Annotated in this window: 13 protein-coding genes; 2 read left to right on the top strand and 11 right to left on the bottom strand. The window is 74.8% G+C overall.

Going from position 1 to position 19,324, the window contains the following annotated elements; translation table 11 throughout:
- Positions 1–45 precede the first annotated feature (45 nt).
- Entirely contained in the window at positions 46–2,277 is a 2,232-nt protein-coding gene (locus tag ACLE50_RS03795) for an NADP-dependent isocitrate dehydrogenase (RefSeq protein WP_410941922.1), read from the top strand.
- Positions 2,278–2,395: 118 nt separating this feature from the next.
- On the opposite strand, the gene ACLE50_RS03790 is transcribed toward ACLE50_RS03795, so the two are convergent.
- The 3 genes from ACLE50_RS03790 to ACLE50_RS03780 all read right to left on the bottom strand — a co-directional run bounded on the left by ACLE50_RS03790 (position 2,396) and on the right by ACLE50_RS03780 (position 4,950).
- Positions 2,396–3,136 (bottom strand): SDR family oxidoreductase, encoded by a 741-nt coding sequence (locus ACLE50_RS03790; protein WP_410941921.1) that lies wholly within the window; start codon positions 3,134–3,136, stop codon positions 2,396–2,398.
- Positions 3,137–3,554: 418 nt separating this feature from the next.
- On the bottom strand, positions 3,555–3,875 hold the full coding sequence (locus ACLE50_RS03785) for a DUF3017 domain-containing protein (protein ID WP_410941920.1): 321 nt from the start codon (positions 3,873–3,875) through the stop codon (positions 3,555–3,557).
- A gap of 220 nt (positions 3,876–4,095) precedes the next feature.
- The gene (locus tag ACLE50_RS03780) at positions 4,096–4,950 is read right to left on the bottom strand and encodes a bifunctional methylenetetrahydrofolate dehydrogenase/methenyltetrahydrofolate cyclohydrolase (RefSeq protein WP_410941919.1); all 855 of its coding nucleotides are present in this window, start codon (positions 4,948–4,950) and stop codon (positions 4,096–4,098) included.
- 224 nt (positions 4,951–5,174) lie between these two features.
- On the opposite strand from ACLE50_RS03780, the gene ACLE50_RS03775 reads away from it, so the two are divergent.
- A complete protein-coding gene (locus tag ACLE50_RS03775; protein WP_410941918.1) occupies positions 5,175–5,873 on the top strand; it encodes a GPR1/FUN34/YaaH family transporter in 699 nt (232 codons plus the stop codon).
- A gap of 88 nt (positions 5,874–5,961) precedes the next feature.
- On the opposite strand, the gene ACLE50_RS03770 is transcribed toward ACLE50_RS03775, so the two are convergent.
- The 8 genes from ACLE50_RS03770 to sucD form a co-directional block, all read right to left on the bottom strand.
- Positions 5,962–9,306 carry an error-prone DNA polymerase gene (locus ACLE50_RS03770; RefSeq protein ID WP_410941917.1) on the bottom strand — a complete coding sequence of 1,115 codons (3,345 nt, stop codon included), beginning with the start codon at positions 9,304–9,306 and terminating at the stop codon, positions 5,962–5,964.
- Positions 9,307–9,646: 340 nt separating this feature from the next.
- On the bottom strand, positions 9,647–11,368 hold the full coding sequence (locus ACLE50_RS03765) for a Y-family DNA polymerase (protein WP_410941916.1): 1,722 nt from the start codon (positions 11,366–11,368) through the stop codon (positions 9,647–9,649).
- A complete protein-coding gene (locus tag ACLE50_RS03760) occupies positions 11,365–12,054 on the bottom strand; it encodes a hypothetical protein (RefSeq protein ID WP_410941915.1) in 690 nt (229 codons plus the stop codon). Before ACLE50_RS03760 ends, ACLE50_RS03765 begins: the two co-directional genes overlap by 4 nt.
- A 658-nt stretch (positions 12,055–12,712) precedes the next feature.
- Complete coding sequence (gene purH / locus ACLE50_RS03755; RefSeq protein WP_410941914.1) at positions 12,713–14,278, bottom strand: bifunctional phosphoribosylaminoimidazolecarboxamide formyltransferase/IMP cyclohydrolase; 1,566 nt, start codon at positions 14,276–14,278, stop codon at positions 12,713–12,715.
- Positions 14,271–14,885, bottom strand: coding sequence for a phosphoribosylglycinamide formyltransferase (purN, locus tag ACLE50_RS03750; RefSeq protein WP_410941913.1), 615 nt, complete (start codon positions 14,883–14,885; stop codon positions 14,271–14,273). The genes purH and purN overlap by 8 nt, the downstream gene beginning before the upstream one ends.
- 47 nt (positions 14,886–14,932) lie before the next feature.
- Complete coding sequence (locus ACLE50_RS03745; RefSeq protein ID WP_410941912.1) at positions 14,933–16,660, bottom strand: cell division protein PerM; 1,728 nt, start codon at positions 16,658–16,660, stop codon at positions 14,933–14,935.
- A gap of 195 nt (positions 16,661–16,855) precedes the next feature.
- The gene (locus ACLE50_RS03740) at positions 16,856–18,133 is read right to left on the bottom strand and encodes a DUF5336 domain-containing protein (RefSeq protein WP_410941911.1); all 1,278 of its coding nucleotides are present in this window, start codon (positions 18,131–18,133) and stop codon (positions 16,856–16,858) included.
- 300 nt (positions 18,134–18,433) lie between these two features.
- Positions 18,434–19,321 (bottom strand): succinate--CoA ligase subunit alpha, encoded by an 888-nt coding sequence (sucD, locus tag ACLE50_RS03735; protein WP_410941910.1) that lies wholly within the window; start codon positions 19,319–19,321, stop codon positions 18,434–18,436.
- Between the last annotated feature and the right edge of the window lie 3 nt (positions 19,322–19,324).

Below are 19,324 nucleotides of genomic sequence, written 5' to 3'. Positions count from 1 at the left end.
CCGAGTGCAGACGTACCGACGAGCCCGAGGCAGGCACGACACGCGATGAAGCTCATCTACACCTACACCGACGAGGCCCCCGCACTCGCGACCCACTCGTTCCTGCCGGTCGTCGAGGCGTTCGCCGGCAAGGCCGGGGTGGACGTGGAGACCCGCGACATCTCGCTGGCCGGTCGAATCCTGGCGCAGTTCCCGGACCGCCTCACCGACGAGCAGCGGGTCGCCGACGCACTCTCCGAGCTGGGTGAGCTGGCGACCACCCCGGACGCCAACATCATCAAGCTGCCGAACATCAGCGCGTCGATCCCGCAGCTCAAGGCCGCGATCCGTGAGCTGCAGGCCGCCGGTTACGACCTCCCGGACTACCCGGAGGACCCGCAGACCGACGAGGAGAAGGCCGCCCGCGCCGCGTACGACGCCGTCAAGGGGTCCGCGGTCAACCCGGTGCTGCGCGAGGGCAACTCCGACCGCCGCGCGCCCGCCTCGGTGAAGAACTTCGCCCGTAAGCACCCGCACTCGATGGGCGCCTGGTCCGGCGACTCGGCCAGCTACGTCGCCACCATGACCGACGGCGACTTCCGGCACTCCGAGCAGTCGTTCACCGTCGACGCCGACGGCGCGCTGCGCATCGAGCACGTCGGCACCGACGGCACCGTCACCGTGCTCAAGGACCGGGTGGCGGTGCTGGCCGGTGAGGTCGTCGACGCCGCCGTCATGCGCCGGGCCGCGCTGCAGGCGTTCCTCGCCGAGCAGGTCGAGGCCGCGAAGGCCGCCGGCGTGCTGTTCTCGGTGCACCTCAAGGCCACGATGATGAAGGTGTCCGACCCGATCATCTTCGGGCACGCGGTGCGCGCCTACTTCGCCGACGTGTTCGACACCTACGCCGACGACCTCGCCTCGGTCGGCGCCGACCCCGACGACGGTCTGGCTGCCGTGCTGAGCGCGATCGAGAAGCTGCCCGCGGAGAAGCGCGAGGCGATCGAGGCCGCGATCACCGCCGCGTACGAGTCGGGACCGGCGCTGGCCCAGGTCGACTCGTCGCGCGGGATCACCAACCTGCACGTGCCGAGCGACGTCATCATCGACGCCTCGATGCCGGCCGCGATCCGCTCGTCGGGGCAGATGTGGAACGCCGACGACGCCACGCAGGACGCCGCGTTCGTCATCCCGGACTCGTCCTACGCCGCGCTCTACGACGAGACCGTCAAGTTCTGCCAGGAGCACGGCGCCTTCGACCCGACCACCATGGGCACCACCCCGAACGTGGGCCTCATGGCACAGAAGGCCGAGGAGTACGGCAGCCACGACAAGACCTTCGAGGTCACCGAGCCGGGCACCGTGCGCGTCGTCGACGCCGCGACCGGCGACGTGAAGCTCTCGCACGACGTCGACACCGGTGACATCTGGCGCGCCTGCCAGACCAAGGACGCCCCGATCCGCAACTGGGTCGGCCTGGCCGTCGAGCGGGCCCGTGCCACCGGCGCCCCCGCCGTGTTCTGGCTGGACTCGAGCCGCGCGCACGACGCCCAGCTCATCGCGAAGGTCGAGACCTACCTGGGCGAGCTGGACACCGACGGGCTGACCATCGAGATCCTCCCGGTCGCCGAGGCCACCCGCTACACCCTGGAGCGCGCATCCAAGGGCGAGGACACCATCTCGGTGACCGGCAACGTGCTGCGCGACTACCTGACCGACCTGTTCCCGATCCTCGAGCTCGGGACGTCGGCGAAGATGCTCTCGATCGTCCCGCTGATGAACGGCGGCGGCCTGTTCGAGACCGGGGCCGGCGGCTCCGCACCGAAGCACGTGCAGCAGCTGCAGAAGGAGAACCACCTGCGCTGGGACTCCCTCGGCGAGTTCCTCGCGCTGGCCGTCTCGCTGGAGATGCTGGCGTCGAAGTCCCCGGACCCGCTGCGCGCGAAGCTGCTCGGCCAGACCCTGGACGACGCGACCGGCAAGCTCCTGGAGAACGGCCGCTCGCCGTCGCGCAAGGCCGGTGAGCTCGACAACCGGGGCAGCCACTTCTACATCGCGCTGTACTGGGCACAGGCGCTCGCCGCGCAGACCGAGGACCCGGAGCTGGCCGCGCTGTTCGCGCCGCTGGCCGAGAAGCTCGCCGCCGACGAGGAGACCATCGTCGGGGAGCTGAACGGTGTGCAGGGCGAGCCGGTCGACCTGGGCGGCTACTACCACGTCGACATTGCGAAGACCGACGCCGCGATGCGGCCCAGCTCCACGTTCAACGCCGCGATCGACGGGTTCGCCGGGAAGAGCTGAGGCTCGCGCTCGTCCGGCCCGGCACACGACCCGGCACATCGACCCGACACATCGGCGAGGCCCGTCCCGGTTCGACCGGGGGCGGGCCTCGCCGCGTGGGTGGGCCGGCCGCGAGGGCTCAGACCGCCTGGGCGGTCGGGCGCAGCACGATCTCGTTGATGTCGACGTCCCGCGGCTGGGCGATCGCGTAGCTGATCGCGCGGGCGACGGCGTCCGCGTCGATCGCGACCGAGTAGAGCGCGTCGGCGCCCTCCCTGGCCTCGTCGTGGCTGATCCGCTGCGGGAGCTCGGTGTCCACCGCCCCGGGCGAGATGATCGTGGCGCGGATTTCGCCGCCGACCTCCTGGCGCAGGCCCTCGGTGATGGCCCACACGGCGTACTTGGTGCCGCTGTACACCGCGGAGTTCGGCAGGACGGTGTGGCCGGCCACCGAGGACAGCGTGATGATGTGACCGTCGCCCTGCTCCTGCATCCGCGGCAGCGCGGCGGCGATTCCGTAGAGCACACCCTTGATGTTGACGTCGATCATGGTCTCCCACTCGTCGACCTTCAGGGCGTCGAGCGGGGACAGCGGCATGAGCCCCGCGTTGTTGACGACGACGTCGACCCGGCCGAACTTCTCGGCCGCGGCGTCCACGAACTGCTGGACCTGGTCACGCGAGGTGACGTCCACCACCTGGTACGCGGCGTTGTCCCCGAGGTCGTCGGCGAGCGCGCGGAGGTTCTCCTCGCGGCGGGCCCCCAGGAAGACCCGGGCCCCCTCGGCGACCAGCCGGCGGGCGGTGGCCTCGCCGAGTCCGCTGCTCGCGCCGGTGATGACGACGACCTTGCCCGCGATGTTCTCGTTGCTGTCGGTCATACGGGCCGGGTTGCCCGGTGCGCGAGACCTCATTCGGCCGGGTTCCGCTTCTCACACAAGGGAAGTACGTCGACGGCCGGGACGAACCCGTCCCCCGTCACCGACGGTGTGTACCGACCGGTAAAATCTGCTTAGCGATGATCATCAATCTGCCGACCCGCACCGTGCGGCCCGCGGCCGGGCTCCCCACCCCCGCACGCTCCCCCCGGGCGACCAGCACCGGACCCGGGCGTCCGGGCGGCAAGCGGCCTGCCGGTCCGCGGCGCCCGCCGACCCGCCGCCCGGCCAGTCCGGCGACGACCGGGGGCACCCGGCGCTGAGTGCCCGGCCCAGGACTGCCCCGGCTCAGGGCCGCTCCGGTTAGGGGCCGCTCCGGTTCAGGACCGCTCCGGTTGGGGGCCGCCCGGTTCGGGGCTGCTCAGCTCAGGGCCAGCGACCCGCGGGTGATCGTCAGCGCCAGCACCAGGACGGCGACGGCGAACGCGGCGTAGACCAGTGCGTCGGCGTAGCGGCCGCGGATCGCGAGCAGCCCGACGCGGTCCGGTGGCAGCGCCACCCGCAGCGCCGCCGCGAGCAGCACCGCCCCGCCGAACAGCACCGCACCCTCCCGCCAGTGCTCGGTGAGCACCCGCTGCAGGCCGAGCAGGGCGACCGCGAACACCAGCAGCAGAGCGCCGTGCACCCGCAGCCGCGCACGCAGGCCGTGCCCGCTGCGGCTGGTGTCCGCGGTGTCGTTCATACGGTGTCGCTCATACGGTGTCGCTCACTCCGGCAGGCTCCGTTCGGTGCTGATGCTCACTCCGGCAAGCTCCGTTCGGTACCGGATACTCACTCCGGCAAGCTCCGTTCGGTACCGGATACTCACTCCGGCAGGCTCCGTTCGGTACCGGATACTCACTCCGGCAAGCTCCGTTCGGTACCGGATACTCACTCCGGCAAGCTCCGTTCGGTACCGATGCTCACTCCGGCAAGCTCCGTTCGGCTTCCTCGACCACGTTCGTCAGCAGCATCCCGCGGGTCATCGGGCCGACACCGCCGGGCATCGGCGCGAGCAGGCCCGCGACCTCGGCGACCTCCGGTGCGACGTCGCCGACCAGGCCGGCGTCGGTCCGGGTGACGCCGACGTCGAGCACCGTGGCGCCCGGCTTGATCAGGTCGGCCGTGATCAGCCCGGCCTTCCCCGCCGCCGCGACGACGACGTCGGCCTCCCGCAGGTGCGCACCCAGATCCCGGGTCCCGGTGTGGCACAGGGTGACCGTCGCGTTCTCCGAGCGGCGGGTCAGCAGCAGCCCCAGCGGGCGCCCGACCGTCACGCCGCGCCCCACGATCGCGACGTTCGCGCCGTTCAGCTCGACGTCGTAGCGGCGGCACAGCTCGACGATGCCCCGCGGGGTGCAGGGCAGCGGGCCCGGCTCGTTCAGCACGAGGCGGCCCAGGCTCGTCGGGTGCAGGCCGTCGGCGTCCTTGGCCGGGTCGATCCGCTCCAGCGCCGCCCCGGAGTCCAGACCGCCGGGCAGCGGGAGCTGAACGATGAACCCGGTGCAGGACGGGTCGGCGTTCAACTCGTCGATGGTGTCCTCGACCTGGGCCTGGCTCGCGTCGGCCGGCAGCTCGCGCTGCAGCGAGGTGATCCCGACCTTCGCGCAGTCGCGGTGCTTGCCGCGGACGTAGGAGTGCGAGCCGGGGTCGTCCCCGACCAGCACGGTGCCCAGTCCCGGCGTCACCCCTGCCGCAGCGAGCTTCTCCACGCGCACGCGGAGGTCCTCGATGAGGTCCGCCAGCGTCGCCTTGCCGTCCATCAACCGTGCGCTCACGCGGCCATCCTCGCAGGTTCACGCGGGGCCCGAGGAGCCTGACCGAAGGGCGTGCGGATGCCGGGCGAGTAGGGCACGCCCGGAATCCGACCTGCGGGAACGCTCCGCGGACGCGCCACCGCAGTACAGGGCGGGATCCCGCCCTCCGGTGGGGCCGGAAACGATCTCGTCGAGAGGAAAATCACATCATCGGTTCGTTCGGCCCTACTCGATGAGGAGTTCCCATGAGCGTGGAGAGCGAAAACGCCACCGACACCCGTGCTGCTGCACCCGCCGCCGCGGCCCCGCCCGAGGCGCTGCCCGCGGCCGCACCCGTGGCGGCGCCGGTGGCCAATCCCTCCCTCACCGCCCTGATCTGCTTCCTGCCGTCGGGCGTCACGCTCGGGCTCTGGTTCGTCGGCTACCTCGACACCGCGGCGCTGCCCGGCGGCATGATCCCGATCCTCACCTTCTCCGCCGGCCTGTTCATGCTGATCTCGACGGTGTCCGCACTGCGGATCGGTGACAGCGCCTCCGCCGCGATCTTCGGCGTGTTCTCCGCGTTCTGGACCAGCTTCGGCGTGCTGCTCATGGCGCTGAACAACGGCTGGATCATCGACGCCGGCACCGGGCAGGCCCTGTCCACCACACAGATCACCGGGATCCAGTCGACCTTCCTGCTGTCGTTCCTGCTGGTCTTCGTGCTCCTGACGCTGGCGACGCTGCGCCTGCCGCTGATGTTCACCCTCGGGTTCGTGCTGGTGGACATCACCTTCGTGCTCGCCTACGTCGGGGTGACCGCGGGCAACACCGGTCTGTTCCCGTTCGCCGGGATCACCACGTTCGCCTTCTGCGCGGTGTTCGCCTACGTCCTCTACGACGGCTTCGGCCAGGCCCTCGGCGGGCGCCCGATGCCGCTGGGGCCGCCCGTCGTGAAGTCCTGAGCCGTCCCCGGTCCCGGCCGTGACCACGGCCGGGCCGGTGGCGTCGGTGGCACCGGTGCCACCGGTGCCGTCGGTGCCGTCGGTGCCGTCAGCGGAAGTCACGCGATGCCACCGGCACGGCCAGCGGCAGCCGCTGCAGCCGGTCCGCCACCAGGTTGAGGACGCCCTCGGGGCTGCGTTCCAGCCGGCCCCGTACGAGCAGCCCGGCGCTGCCCAGGGCCACCGTGCGGTAGCGCGCCCACAGCCCCGCCGAGCAGGTCACGTTCAGCATCCCCGACTCGTCCTCCAGGTTCACGAACGTCACCCCGCCCGCCGTCGCCGGACGCTGCCGGTGGGTGACCAGGCCGCCGACAAGCACCCGGGGCGGGGCGTCCGGGCCGGCCCGGCGGCCGACGGCGTCGAGCCCGTCGATCCGGACCGCGCCGAGCCCGTCGAGCTTCGCCCGCAGGTGCTGGATCGGGTGACTGTCCGGGGAGACGCCGGTGGCCCAGACGTCGGACACCGTCAGCTCGGCCTCGGTCATCCCGGGCAGCGCGGGCGCGGAGAACCCGACGGCGGTGCCCGGCAGATGCTCGGGCCGCACCCCGGCGACGACGCCGGCCGCCCACAGCGCCTCCCGGCGCTCCACCCCGAAGCAGGCGAACGCGCCCGCGGTGGCCAGTGCCTCGGCCTGCGGCCCGGTCAGCCGTACCCGCCGGGCCAGGTCGGGGAGATCGGCGAACGGGCCGCCGGTGTCGCGTTCGGCGTCGAGGGCCTCGGCCAGGTCGGTGCCGATCGTGCGGATCCCGGACAGCCCGAGCCGGATCGCGTGCCCGCCGGTGCTGCCCGGGTCGGGCTGCAGGACGGCGTCGGCCCGGCCGTCGTTGACGTCCGGGTGCCGGACGCGGACGCCGTGCCTGCGGGCGTCGGCCACCAGCGACTGCGGGGAGTAGAAGCCCATCGGCTGGGCGTTGAGCAGCGCCGCACAGAACGCCGCCGGGTGGTAGCGCTTGAACCAGGCGGAGTAGTAGACCAGCGCCGCGAAGCTGATCGAGTGGCTCTCCGGGAAGCCGAAGTTCGCGAACGCCAGCATCTTGGTGAAGATCGTCTCGGCGAGCTCGCCGGTGATCCCGTTCTCGGCCATGCCGGCGTAGAACCGGCCGCGCAGCCGCTCCATCTTCTCGGTGGAGCGCTTGGCGCCCATGGCGCGGCGCAGCTCGTCGGCCTCGGCGGCGGTGAACCCGGCGACGTCGACGGCGATCTGCATCATCTGCTCCTGGAACAGCGGGATGCCCAGGGTCTTGTCCAGCGCCGGCTTCAGCAGCGGATGGTCGTGCTCCCAGCGCTCGATCTTGTTGCGGCGCCGGATGTAGGGGTGCACCGAGCCGCCCTGGATCGGGCCGGGGCGGATCAGCGCGACCTCGACGACCAGGTCGTAGAACTCCCGTGGGCGCAGCCGGGGCAGCGTCGCCATCTGGGCGCGTGACTCCACCTGGAACACCCCGACCGAGTCCGCCCGGGCGAGCATCGCGTAGACCTCCGGGTCGGACTGGCCGATCCGATGCAGCTCGACGCGCTCCCCGTCGTGCCGCTCGACGAGGTCCATCATCAGGTGCAGCGCGGTGAGCATCCCCAGCCCGAGCAGGTCGAACTTCACCAGCCCGGCCGCGGCGCAGTCCTCCTTGTCCCACTGCACGACCGTGCGGTCGGCCATCCGGGCCCACTCCACCGGCACGACCTCCGACACCGGGCGGTCGCAGATGACCATGCCGCCGGAGTGGATGCCGAGGTGGCGCGGGGCGCCGAGCAGCTGCCCGGCCAGCTCGACGAGCTGCGGCGGCATCTCCTCGGGCAGCGCGCTCGCCTCCAGGGCGTGCCAGCGCTCGACCCGCTTGCTCCACGCGTCCTGCTGGCCGGGTGAGAAACCGAGCGCGCGGGCGGTGTCGCGGACCGCCGACCGCGGCCGGTAGGTGATCACGTTCGCGACCTGGGCGGCGTAGAGCCTGCCGTAGCGGCGGTAGACGTACTGGATGGCCTCCTCGCGGCGGCCGGACTCGATGTCGAGGTCGATGTCGGGGTAGCCGTCGCGGTCCGGGGACAGGAATCGCTCGAACAGCAGGCCGTGCCGGACGGCGTCGACGCTGGTGATGCCCAGCGCGTAGCAGACCGCGGAGTTCGCGGCCGAGCCCCGGCCCTGGCAGAGGATGTTCTCCCGTTCGCAGAACGCCACGATGTCGCGGACGATCAGGAAGTAGCCCGGGAAGTTCTTCTCCTCGATGATCGCCAGCTCGTGCGCGATGGTCTCCGCGGCCACCGGGTTCTCGGCGTGGCTGCCGTAGCGCCGCATCCGGCCGCGCTCGGTCAGTGTCCGCAGCCACGACTGCTCGGTCTCCCCCGCCGGGACGTCGAACGGAGGCAGGTCCGGAGCCACCAGGTGCAGCTCGAAGGCCAGCTCGCGGCCCAGCTCGGCCGCGCGGGCCACCGCACCGGGGTACCTGTCGTCGAACCGGCGGGCCATCTCGTGCCCGGACCGCAGGTGCGCGGTGCCGGCCGCGGGCAGCCAGGGGGCCAGCTCGTCGAGGCCGCGCCGGGCGCGGACGGCGGCGACGGTCGCCGCCAGCGGTGCCTGCGCGGGCGTCGCGTAGTGCGCCGCGGTGGTGGCGACGGTGGCGACACCGGCCCGCTCGGCCAGCGCCGCCAGCGCGTCGTTCCGCTCGGTGTCGCACGGGTCCCCGTGTGCGGTCAGCTCGACGCGGACCTGGTCGCGCCCGAACCAGGACACCAGCCGGTCCAGCTCGGCCGCCGCGGCCTCGGGGCCGTGCCGGTCCAGCGCCCGGCGGACCGCGCCCTTGCGGCAGCCGGTGAGCGCGACGACGACCCCCGCGGTGTCGGCGACGACCTCCTCGCGGTCGTAGACCGGGCGGCCCTTCTCCGCGCCCCGCATCTGGGCGGTGGAGATCGTGCGGCACAGCGCGCGGTAGCCGTCCGGGCCGCGGGCCAGCAGGAGCAGGTGCTCGCCCTCCGGGTCCGCGACGCCGTTCTGCGGGGCGGACAGGTCCAGGCTCAGCTCGGCGCCGAACACCGTCGCCACCCCCAGCGTCCGGGCGGCCTCGGCGAACCGGACGACGCCGTACATGCCGTCGTGGTCGGTGAGGGCGATCGCGGCCAGGCCCAGCTCGGCGGCCCGCTCGACGAGTGCCTCGGGGGTGCTCGCGCCGTCGAGGAAGCTGAAGTCGGAGTGGCAGTGGAGCTCGGCGTACGGGACCGGCGCGGGGTCCGTGCCGGCGCGCAGGTCCTCGGGCGGCTCGTAGGGGCCGCGGTGCGCCGACCACGCCGGGGCGTCGCCGCCGTCGGCCTCGGGACCGCCGCGCAGGCTCGACCCGTCGCGCACCGCACGGCCGGAGAGCGCGCTCTCCAGCTCCGACCAGGGGACGTCGGGATTCTGCCAGCCCACCCGCTCACGGTACTCGAACTTGTGTTCGACATCCAGGGTGCGGGTGCGCTCCTGGGGTTTCCATGCGCGGGCTTTCCGTGCGGGGCCCGGCCGGCTGCTCCCCAGCACCGGTCGGCCCCGCACGGCAGGACCGGACTCCTCCAGGTCACCGGCCGCTCCCCAGCGCCGATTCCCAGGGCCATCCGGTCGGCCCGTGGTCGACCGGGAGGGGCTTCGCAGCGCTCCCGGCGACACCGTCGATATCACCAGCCGAACCTGTGGAGGGGCTGAGATCCGGCCGTGGATCGGCCGAGGATCGGTTTCGCCCGCCCGGGACCGGGGCCGTTCGGCCACAGCCGGCTCAGTCGTAGACACCGGTCACCGTCCAGCGGTCGTCGCGGTGGGTCAGCAGCAGGGCCGCGCCGTCGGCGAGGACGACCTGGATCCGGGTGGCCGGGCCGGGGGCGTCCGGGGCCCACCAGCGCGCGGTCACCGGCCACGGACCCGCCCAGCCGGTGACCGCCCGGTCGTCGGCGCCGGACCCACCGGCGATCCGGGTGGGAACGCCGTCGAGCAGGTCGGGGGCGGCGGGGCGGACCTCGGTGCCGTCGGCGCCGGTCAGCCGGACCGGGAGGGGCTCGGGCGGCACGGTCGCCGGGGATGGAGCCGGAAGCCGCCCCGGCCACGCCTCCGGGGGATCCGCCGGAGGCCTGCTGCGCGAGCCGGGCCGCGGCGCAGGCGGGTCCCCGGCAGCGCAGGACGCGACGGCACCGCCGACGGTGCCGGACGCGACGGCACGGCCGACGGTGCCGGACGCGCGGGCACGGGCCGGTCCGGGGGCATCCCGGTCGGCACCGTCGGCACGGTCGTCGCCCCATGGCACCAGACGCACGCGTTCGGCGGGGTCGCGGCCACCGGCGGGCACGGCGGTGCACACCGCCTCCGGGCCGAGCAGCGCCTGCACCCGGACCAGCGCGCGACCGGCCCGCTCGTCGGCCTCACCGACATCGCCCCACAGCCCGCGCTGCAACGCCCCGGCCGCCACGGTGTCCTCCGGGGTGAGCCGCAGCGCGACCAGCCGCCCGGATCCGCCGCGGCCGAGCCAGGTGTCGAGCTGCCAGCGGACCCGGTCGACGGTCCCGGCCGGACCGAGCGGCTCGGCGCAGCGCCAGATCCGCAGCAGCTCCTCGCCGCTGTCGGTGCGGGCGTGCACGCCGAGCCGTGTGCAGGCCAGACCGTGCCCGGCGAGCGCCTCGTGCAGCCGGGTGGCGAGCCCGCGGGCGGCGAACGCGGCCGCGTCGACCCGGTCCACCGGCGGGTCCAGCTCGATCGCGGCGGCGAGCTCCTCCGGCGGGACGCGGCGCACCGGGGGGCGCGGGTCGAGGCCGCGGGCCAGCCGGTGGGCGGCGACGGCGTCGGCGCCGAACCGGGACGCGACGTCGGCCTCGGACAGCGACGCGAACGCCCCCAACGACCGCAGCCCCAGCCGGCGCAGCAGGTCCACCAGCGCGGCCCGGTCGACGTCCGGGTCGCGGTCGAGCTCGGCGACCTCCAGCGGGGCGAGGAACTCCGCCGAGCGCCCGGGCGGGACCCCGCGTCCGCGGCGGGCGGCGAGCTCGGCGGTGAACATGCCGTCGGCGACGCCGATCTGGCACTCGGTGCCCGCGTGCAGCGCCACCTGGTCGATCAACCGCTCGACGGCGGCCCGCTCCCCGCCGAACCAGCCGACCGGGCCGCGCGCGGGCAGCACCAGCAGCCCCGGCCGGACGACCTCGACGCCCGGTGCCAGCTCCTCCACGGCCGCCGCGACCGGCTCGAACAGCCGGGCGTCGCGACCCGGATCGGGGGCGAGGACGGCCAGGTCCGGACAGCGGGCCTGGGCCTCGCGCCGGCGCAGGCCGCGGCGCACGCCGTGGCGGCGGGCCGTCGCCGAGCAGGCCAATACCCGGTTGGCGTGGAACACCGCAGCCGGGCGGTGCGCCGGGACGTGCGCGGCGCGGGCGGCGGCGGTCACCGGCCAGTCCGGGGACCAGACGGCGAGCACCCGCTGCCCGGCCGCCGACGGGTCGTGCCGGGTGCTCATCCCGCCACCCGGATCGGCCGTGGCTCCGCGACGGACCCGGTGCCGGCGTGCTCCGGCACCGCGGTGACCACGCCGCCGGGGCCGGGCAGGAGCAGCTCGGCCACGCGCCCGGCCGGGCCGGTGCCGCGGCCGTGGGCCCGCACCTCGACCCGCCGGGACCGCAGCCGCCCCGCCCCGGACGACGACAGCCCCTCCCAGCGGACCCGCGAGCACTCCAGCCGCAGGTCCGCGCCCGGCCAGCCGCCGAGCGCGAGCAGCACCGCGCCCCGCTGCCGGGCCCGGGCGGCCAGCCGCTGCCGGTCACCGTCCCGCAGCCCGGCCCGTTCCGCCCCCGCGACGACGACGAGATCCAGCCCGTCGAGCAACGCGGCGGCGACCGGCACGAGATCGGCGCCCGGGTCGGGGACCAGCGCGAGCCGCTCCAGCCGGACGCCGGCCTCGGCGGCGGCCGTCGTCCCCAGGCCGGGGCGGCCCACCACCGCGGCCCAGGCGCCGTCGGCCGAGGCGGCCGCGAGCAGCGCGAACAGCAGCGAGCCCGCGGCCCGGCCGGCGCCGACGGCCACCGTCGAGCCGCGGCGCAGCCCGCCACCGGGCAGCAGCCCGGCCAGCGGCCCGGGGACCGGGAGCAGCGCCTCGTCGCTCCCCGGGCCGGGGCGGGCCCGGTCCCGGTCGGAGCGACCCTCCACCCGGCGCAGGACCTGGCGGGCGTGCGCCAGCCGGTCCTCGGCCGACGGGACCGCAGTCCCCCCGACCGGACCCCGGACCCCGTGGAGCGGCTCCCGCCCGCTCCCGGGGTCGCGGGGCCCGGCGAGCCCGGACCGCACACCGGCAGCAGCGGAACCATGTGCGCGGACGGGCTCCCCGTCCGTCCGCACACCCGGAGCCCCCGCACCGCCGATGACCGGACCACCGGGGTCGAACGGGTCACCGTCCGGACCGGCCCCCACCGGCCACGACTCGGCTCCCCACGACCCCGGGTCGCACACCTCCGCCGCTCCCCCGGCGTCCGCGCACATCCCGGCACCGACCGCAGTCCTGCTCACACGACCCTCCCCGCCGTACCGACGACCGGTCGCACGACCGGCCGGAACTCACCCGGCAACGTCGCGGGGAAGGCGACGCCTTAGAACTTACGTTCGAATCATAAGGCCGGGGCCGGCCCGCCGCAGCCCCCGGTCGGGGGAACCTCGGACCGACGGCAGAACAGTCGCACGGACCACCGACGGGAATCCGCGATCGTGCCCGTGAGCTGCACGAACACCCCTGCAACCGCGGCGGGCCCGGACCACGCCGAGGTGGTCCGGGCCCGCCGGGGACGTACAGGTAGCCATGGGCGTGCGGGTATCAGTGCGTGAAGTGCCGCGTCCCGGTCAGGTACATCGGCACCCCTGCCTCGGCGCAGGCGGCGATCACCTGGTCGTCGCGGACCGACCCGCCGGGCTGCACGACGGCGGCGACGCCGGCCTGCAGGAGCACCTCGAGCCCGTCGGGGAACGGGAAGAACGCGTCGGAGGCGACGACCGAGCCGCGGGCCCGGTCCCCGGCCCGCTCGACGGCGAGCTTGGCCGCGTCGACCCGGTTGACCTGCCCCATCCCGACGCCGACGGCGGCGCCGTCGTGCGCCAGCAGGATCGCGTTGGACTTCACCGCGCGGCACGCACGCCAGGCGAACGCGAGGTCGGCCAGCGTCTCCTCGGAGACCGGGTCGCCGGTGACCAGCTTCCACGACGCCGGGTCGTCGCCGTCGGCGTCGACCAGGTCGCGCTCCTGGGCGAGCAGCCCGCCGGAGATGACACGCTGCTCGAGACCGGCCCGGCCTGCGTCGTCGGCGATCCGCAGCACACGGACGTTCTTCTTGCGCTGCAGTGCCTCCAGCGCGCCCTCGGCGTAGGAGGGGGCGACGACGACCTCGGTGAAGATCTCCGCGATCTGCTCGGCCAGCTCGACGGTGACCTCACCGTTGACGGCGACGACCCCGCCGAACGCCGACACCGGGTCGGTGGCGTGCGCCTTGCGGTGCGCCTCGGCGACGTCGGCGCCGACCGCGATCCCGCACGGGTTCGCGTGCTTGATCACCGCGACGGTGGGGGCGTCGCCGTGGTCGTGCGCGGCCCGCCAGGCGGCGTCGGCGTCGACGAAGTTGTTGTAGGACATCTCCTTGCCGTGCAGCTGCTCGGCGCCGGCGAGGCCGCGGGCGGAACCGTCGGTGTAGAGCGCGGCGGCCTGGTGCGGGTTCTCGCCGTAGCGCAGGGACCGCCGGCGGGTCCAGGTCGCGCCGAGCCAGCCCGGCAGCGCGCCGTCCTGCTCGTCGTCGGCGGGGAACTGCTCCTCCATCCAGGAGGCGACCGCCACGTCGTAACCGGCCGTGTGGCGGAACGCCTCGGCGGCCAGCCGGCGGCGGTCCTCGGCGACGAAGCCGCCCGCGCCGACCTGCTCCAGCACCCACGCGTAGCGCTGCGGGTCGGTGACCACGGCCATGCTCTCGTGGTTCTTGGCCGAGGCCCGCACCATCGCCGGGCCGCCGATGTCGATCTGCTCGATCACCTCGTCGCGGCCGGCGCCGGAGGCGACCGTCTCGCGGAACGGGTACAGGTTCGACACCAGCAGGTCGAACGGCGCGATGCCCAGCTGCTCCAGCTGGGCGACGTGCTCGTCCTTGCGGGTGTCGGCGAGCAGGCCCGCGTGCACCCGCGGGTGCAGCGTCTTCACCCGGCCGTCGAGGCACTCGGGGAAGCCGGTGATCTCCTCGACCGGCGTGACCGGCACACCGGCGTCGGCGATCCGCTGCGCCGTGGACCCGGTCGAGACGATCTCGATCCCGGCCGCGTGCAGCCCCGTGGCCAGGTCCAGCAGCCCGGCCTTGTCGTAGACGCTGATCAGGGCCCGGCGGACCGGCCTGCGCTCACTCATCACTCACACCTCGTCGGTTCCCGGCCGGGCCCGTGGTGGCGAGGCCGCTCACCACGTCGACCAGCAGCCGTCGTTCCTCGGTCTTGACCCGCTCGTGCAGGGTCGGCTCGTCGTCGTCCGGCAGGACCGGGACCTCGGCCTGCGCGAGCACCGGACCGCTGTCCAGCCCCGCGTCGACCTCGTGCACGGTCGCGCCCGTCGTCCCGACGCCGGCGGCCAGCGCGTCGCGCACCGCGTGCGCGCCGGGGAAGGCCGGCAGCAGCGCCGGATGGGTGTTCAGCATCGGGCAGCCGATCGTGTCCAGGAAGGCCTGGGAGACCAGCTTCATGAACCCCGCCCCCACGACGACGTCCGGCCGGTGGGCACGCACGTCCGCGGCCAGCGCGGCGTTCCAGGCGTCCCGGCCGGGGTGGTCGGGCAGGCACTGCACGAACGTGGGGATCCCGGCCGCGCGGGCCCGCTCCAGACCGGTCGCACCGGGCCGGTCGGCCCCGACGGCGACGACGGTGAACGGTCCGTCGGCGTCCAGGAGCGCCTGCAGCAGCGTCCCGCGGCCGGAGACGAGGACGACGACGCGCACACCGGTGCCCGCCCGCTCGTCGCCCACCCGGCCAGCGTAGAGGCGGTGTCCGGGCGCCGGCGCGGCCGGGCCGGTCAGCTCTCCCGGCGGGGTTCCCCGTCGTCGTGGGTGCCGTCCTCGTGCGTGCCGTCCTCGTGGCTGCCGTCCTCGTGGGTGTGCTCGTCGGCGCCCTGCTCGGCGGCCGCGCGCTCGGCCTCGCGCTGAGCCACCAGCTCGGCGACGGTCGCCGGCCGCTTCGGGGCCGGTTCCGCGGGCACCTCATCGTGGGCCCCGGCGGACGGCTCGGCGTGGTGGGACTCGGTGTCGTGGGACTCGGTGTCGTGGGACTCGGTGTCCGCCGGTTCGGGGGCCGGTGCGCCGGCAGGAGCGGCGACGCGGCGCGTGGTGCGGGCGTGCCGCTCGCGGGCCGGTCGCGCGTCCCGGGTGCGGGCGGCGGGACCCCGGCTCTCCCGGGACCCGGCCGGGACGTGCCGGGCCAGCTCGGCACCGGCGCAGGCCAGCACGGCCGGACTCCCGACCAGCAGCAGGACGAGGCCGAGGACGGCACCGCCGTGGAAGGACACCGGGTCGTACGGTCCGCCGGCCAGTGATCCCCCGGCGAGCGCGGCCAGCAGCGACGCCGCGACCGCCAGGGCGACGGCGCCGACGGCCGGGGCGGCGAGCCGCTCGGTCGTCGGGCAGGAGGCGGGCAGCGCGCGCCGGCAGGCCAGCCCGGCCAGCACACCGACGGCGACCGGGAGCAGCAGGATCAGCGGTGCGGCGGGCGGGACGGTGGTCACCGGCAGTGCGGCGGCCATCGGGAACGGCGGCAGCGGGCCCGGCTCGGCGACCAGCGGGCTGGACGTCGTGACCCCGGTCGAGATCCCGGCGCCCAGGGCCCAGGACAGGGCACCGACGACGGCGTTCGGCAGGTACCCGACGCCGAGCAGCAGCACGCCGAACCCGGCCCCGGTGCCCGGACCCAGCGCCTGGGCGGTCGCGGTGACCGCTCCAGCGCCGAGCGCCAGCCCGAGCAGCAGCGTCAGCGCCCCGGCGAGCAGCAGGCCGATCGCGCCGACCCGCAGGGTGGCCAGCGCCCCGGATGCGACAGCGCCGTACCCGGAGGCGCGCAGCCGTCGCCAGGCGACCGGCGGCTCGCAGGCCCGCAGCACCCCGGCGGCCGCGCCGAGCCCGCCGAGCAGCCCCGGCCCGACCAGCGACGCCCACGGTGCGGTGACGGCCATCTCCCGGGGCAGCAGCGCCCCGGCCAGCACGGCGAGCGCGGCCGCCGCCCCGGCCTGGGTCGCGACGACCGCACCGGCGTCCACCCGGGCCCGGCCACCGAGCCGGCGGACCGCCCAGGAGGACGCGAACGCGGTCACCCCGACCACGAGCAGCGTCGAGAGCAGCGGGAGGACACCGAGCTCGTGACCGCCGACCGCGATCGGGATCTGGTACGCGGCCAGCCACAGCGGAACGGCGGTCGCGAGCGCGCCGTCGAAGCCGGTCGACGCGCCCCCGGTCGCGGCCAGCACCGCGCCGAGCGGGACGAGGACGGTGTAGCCGACGAGGACCGCGCCGAGCGCGGCGACCAGCAGGATCCGGATCCGGTCGAGGCCGTGGCCACGGTCGGGGACCTGGATCTCGTACTCCGGCGCCGGGCGTTCCCGGACGGCGGTCGCGGTGCGGGCCGGCTCCGGCGACGAGGACCGGGCGGACGACGACCGTGCCGACGGCGACCTGGCCGGAGACGTCCGGGCGGACGAGGACCGGGTACGGGACGTGGACCGGCCGCGGCCGGCACCGGACGGACTGCTGCTCACCCGTTCAGGGTCGCAGCGCGGCGCCGTGACCCGCGGCAGGCTCGCCGGGCGCACCCCGCGACGGCCTCGGCAGTGCCCCCGCGGGGAAGCTCGGGCCACGCGGGACGGTCCAGGCCACCCCGCGGAGGAACGTCAGCAGGTGACGCATCTCCGGAACGCCTCACCGGGTGAGGCGTTCCGCGGACCGGACGCCGGTCAGGACTCGCCGGAGCGCTCCGGGCGCATCGCCCGGGTGGACTCGTCGACACTCGCGCCCGGCCCGGCCGGGTCCTCGGCACGCGCGGCGGCGTCCTCGGCACGCGGGGCAGGTTCCGCGGCACGCGCGGCGGGATCCTCGGCACGCACCGTGGTCTCGTCCGGGCCCGGGACGGCCCGGTCGGCACTCGCAGGGTCGGTCACCGGGATCTCGGTGACCCGCGGCGGATCGTCGCTCCCGGACGCCGGCACCGCCCCGGACGACGCCGGCACGCCCGTGGACCCCGCCGCGCGTTCCGCGGACGCCCCCGCGGCCGGCGACTGCCCGGCCGACGAACCGGTGGCCGACGACCCCGCGGCCGACCCCGTGGCCGACGACCCCGGCACCACTCCGGACAGCGCCCCACCGGATCGCTCGGCACCCGTCCGCTCGGCGCCGGTGCGATCGCTCCGGTACTCCGGACGGGCGTAGGACTCCGGGCCGCCGGTGTAGCCGTACTGCCCGTACTGGCCGGGGGCGGCGTACTGCCCGTACTGCGCCGGAGCCCCGTGCTGCCCGGGGGCGGCGTACTGCGCGCCCGGGTATTGCTGCGGCTGACCTGCGTACTGCCCGGGCGCGACGCCGTACGGGCCGTACTCACCGGGCGCCGCGTACGGGTGCCCGGGAACCGGCTGGCCGGGAGCCTGGCCGGGGATCTGCTGCACCGGCTGGCCCGGGTACTGGCCGTACGGCGGCTGCCCGTACCCCGGACGGCCGTACCCGGCCTGCGCCTGCGCGGCCGCCCACTGCGGATCCGGCTGAGCGGACGCCTTCGGCTTCGACGCCGACGACGTCACGACCCCGCTGAGCAGCGCCTGCGCATAGCCGATCGCGATCGCCGCGAACAGCGCGAGGACGAACCCGGCCCAGCCGGGGACACCGGGCGCGTACGTCGAGGTGGTGCTGGTCAGCGCCAGCAGGTGGACGAGCACACCGGTGACCGACAGCGCGGTTCCGGCGACCAGCACGCGTCCGGTGCCGGGCAGCAGCGACAGCATCGCGCACACCCCACCGGCGACGACCGGCGCGAGCGGCAGCCAGAACAGCGCCCCGTTGCCGAAGAACGCGGTCAGGTAGGCCAGCAGAGCGAGCACCGCACCGGCGACGGCGGCGGCGCGGACGGCACCGGCCGGAGCGGGCGGCGCCGGGTCGGGCGCGGGCGTCGAACCGGCATCCGGCTGGTGGGTCGTCATCTCGGACATCTCCCGCGGGCCGCGCTCGGACGCGGCGGTCGGCAACAGGGACAGGGCAACAGGGACACGCCAGCAGCAACAACTGCAGCAACAGCGGCACCGCGCGCAGGGCAGGCGGCAGGCGCCCTGACGCTAGCCCATCGCGGGGCCGCACCGCCGCACGTCCGGGGGACCCCCGGTCGTGTCACCGGGAACGCCCGGAAGCCGGGCCGCGGCACACGCGGCGGCCCCGGGGACCGGACACACAGCGGGGACCGGACGCACAGCGGGCCCCGGGAACACAGCTCCCGGGGCCCGCCGGCTCGCGGCGCGAGTCGCCGCTACACCACACTCACGTCGCGGCACTCACTTCGCGGCGAGGATGTCCTTCATCAGCCCGGCGGTCTCCGACGGCGTCTTGCCGACCTTCACGCCCGCGGCCTCGAGGGCCTCCTTCTTGGCCTGCGCGGTGCCGGCGGAACCGGACACGATCGCACCGGCGTGCCCCATGGTCTTGCCCTCCGGCGCGGTGAAGCCCGCGACGTAGCCGACGACCGGCTTGGTCACGTTGTCCTTGATGAACGCGGCCGCGCGCTCCTCGGCGTCGCCACCGATCTCACCGATCATGACGATGGCCTCGGTCTCGGGGTCCGCCTCGAACGCCTCGAGGGCGTCGATGTGCGTGGTGCCGATGATCGGGTCGCCGCCGATGCCGATGGCGGTGGAGAAGCCGAACTCACGCAGCTCGAACATCATCTGGTAGGTCAGCGTGCCGGACTTCGACACCAGGCCGATCCGGCCCGGGCCTGCGATGTCGGCCGGGATGATGCCCGCGTTGGACTTGCCGGGCGAGATGATGCCGGGACAGTTCGGCCCGATGATGCGGGTCTTGTTGCCCTTGGCCACGGCGTGCGCCCAGAAGTACGCGGCGTCGTGCACCGGGATGCCCTCGGTGATGACGACGGCCAGCGGGATCTCGGCGTCGATGGCCTCGATGACCGCGTCCTTGGCGAACTTCGGCGGGACGAAGACGACCGACACGTCGGCGCCGGTCTCCTTCATCGCCTCCTCGACGGTGCCGTAGACGTGCACGTCGGTGTCGCCGACGGTGTGCGTCGTGCCGGCCTTGCGCGCGTTGACGCCGCCGACGATGTTCGTCCCGGCCGCGATCATCTTGGTGGCGTGCTTGGTGCCCTCGCCGCCGGTGATGCCCTGGACGATGACCTTGCTGTTCTCGTTGAGGAAGATCGACATGTC

Origin of the sequence: Pseudonocardia phyllosphaerae (assembly GCF_046546475.1) — a bacterium.
GTDB lineage: Bacteria > Actinomycetota > Actinomycetes > Mycobacteriales > Pseudonocardiaceae > Pseudonocardia > Pseudonocardia phyllosphaerae.
The sequence above is the reverse complement of the archived record's forward strand: the minus strand, read 5'-3'. Positions and strand labels throughout refer to the sequence as shown.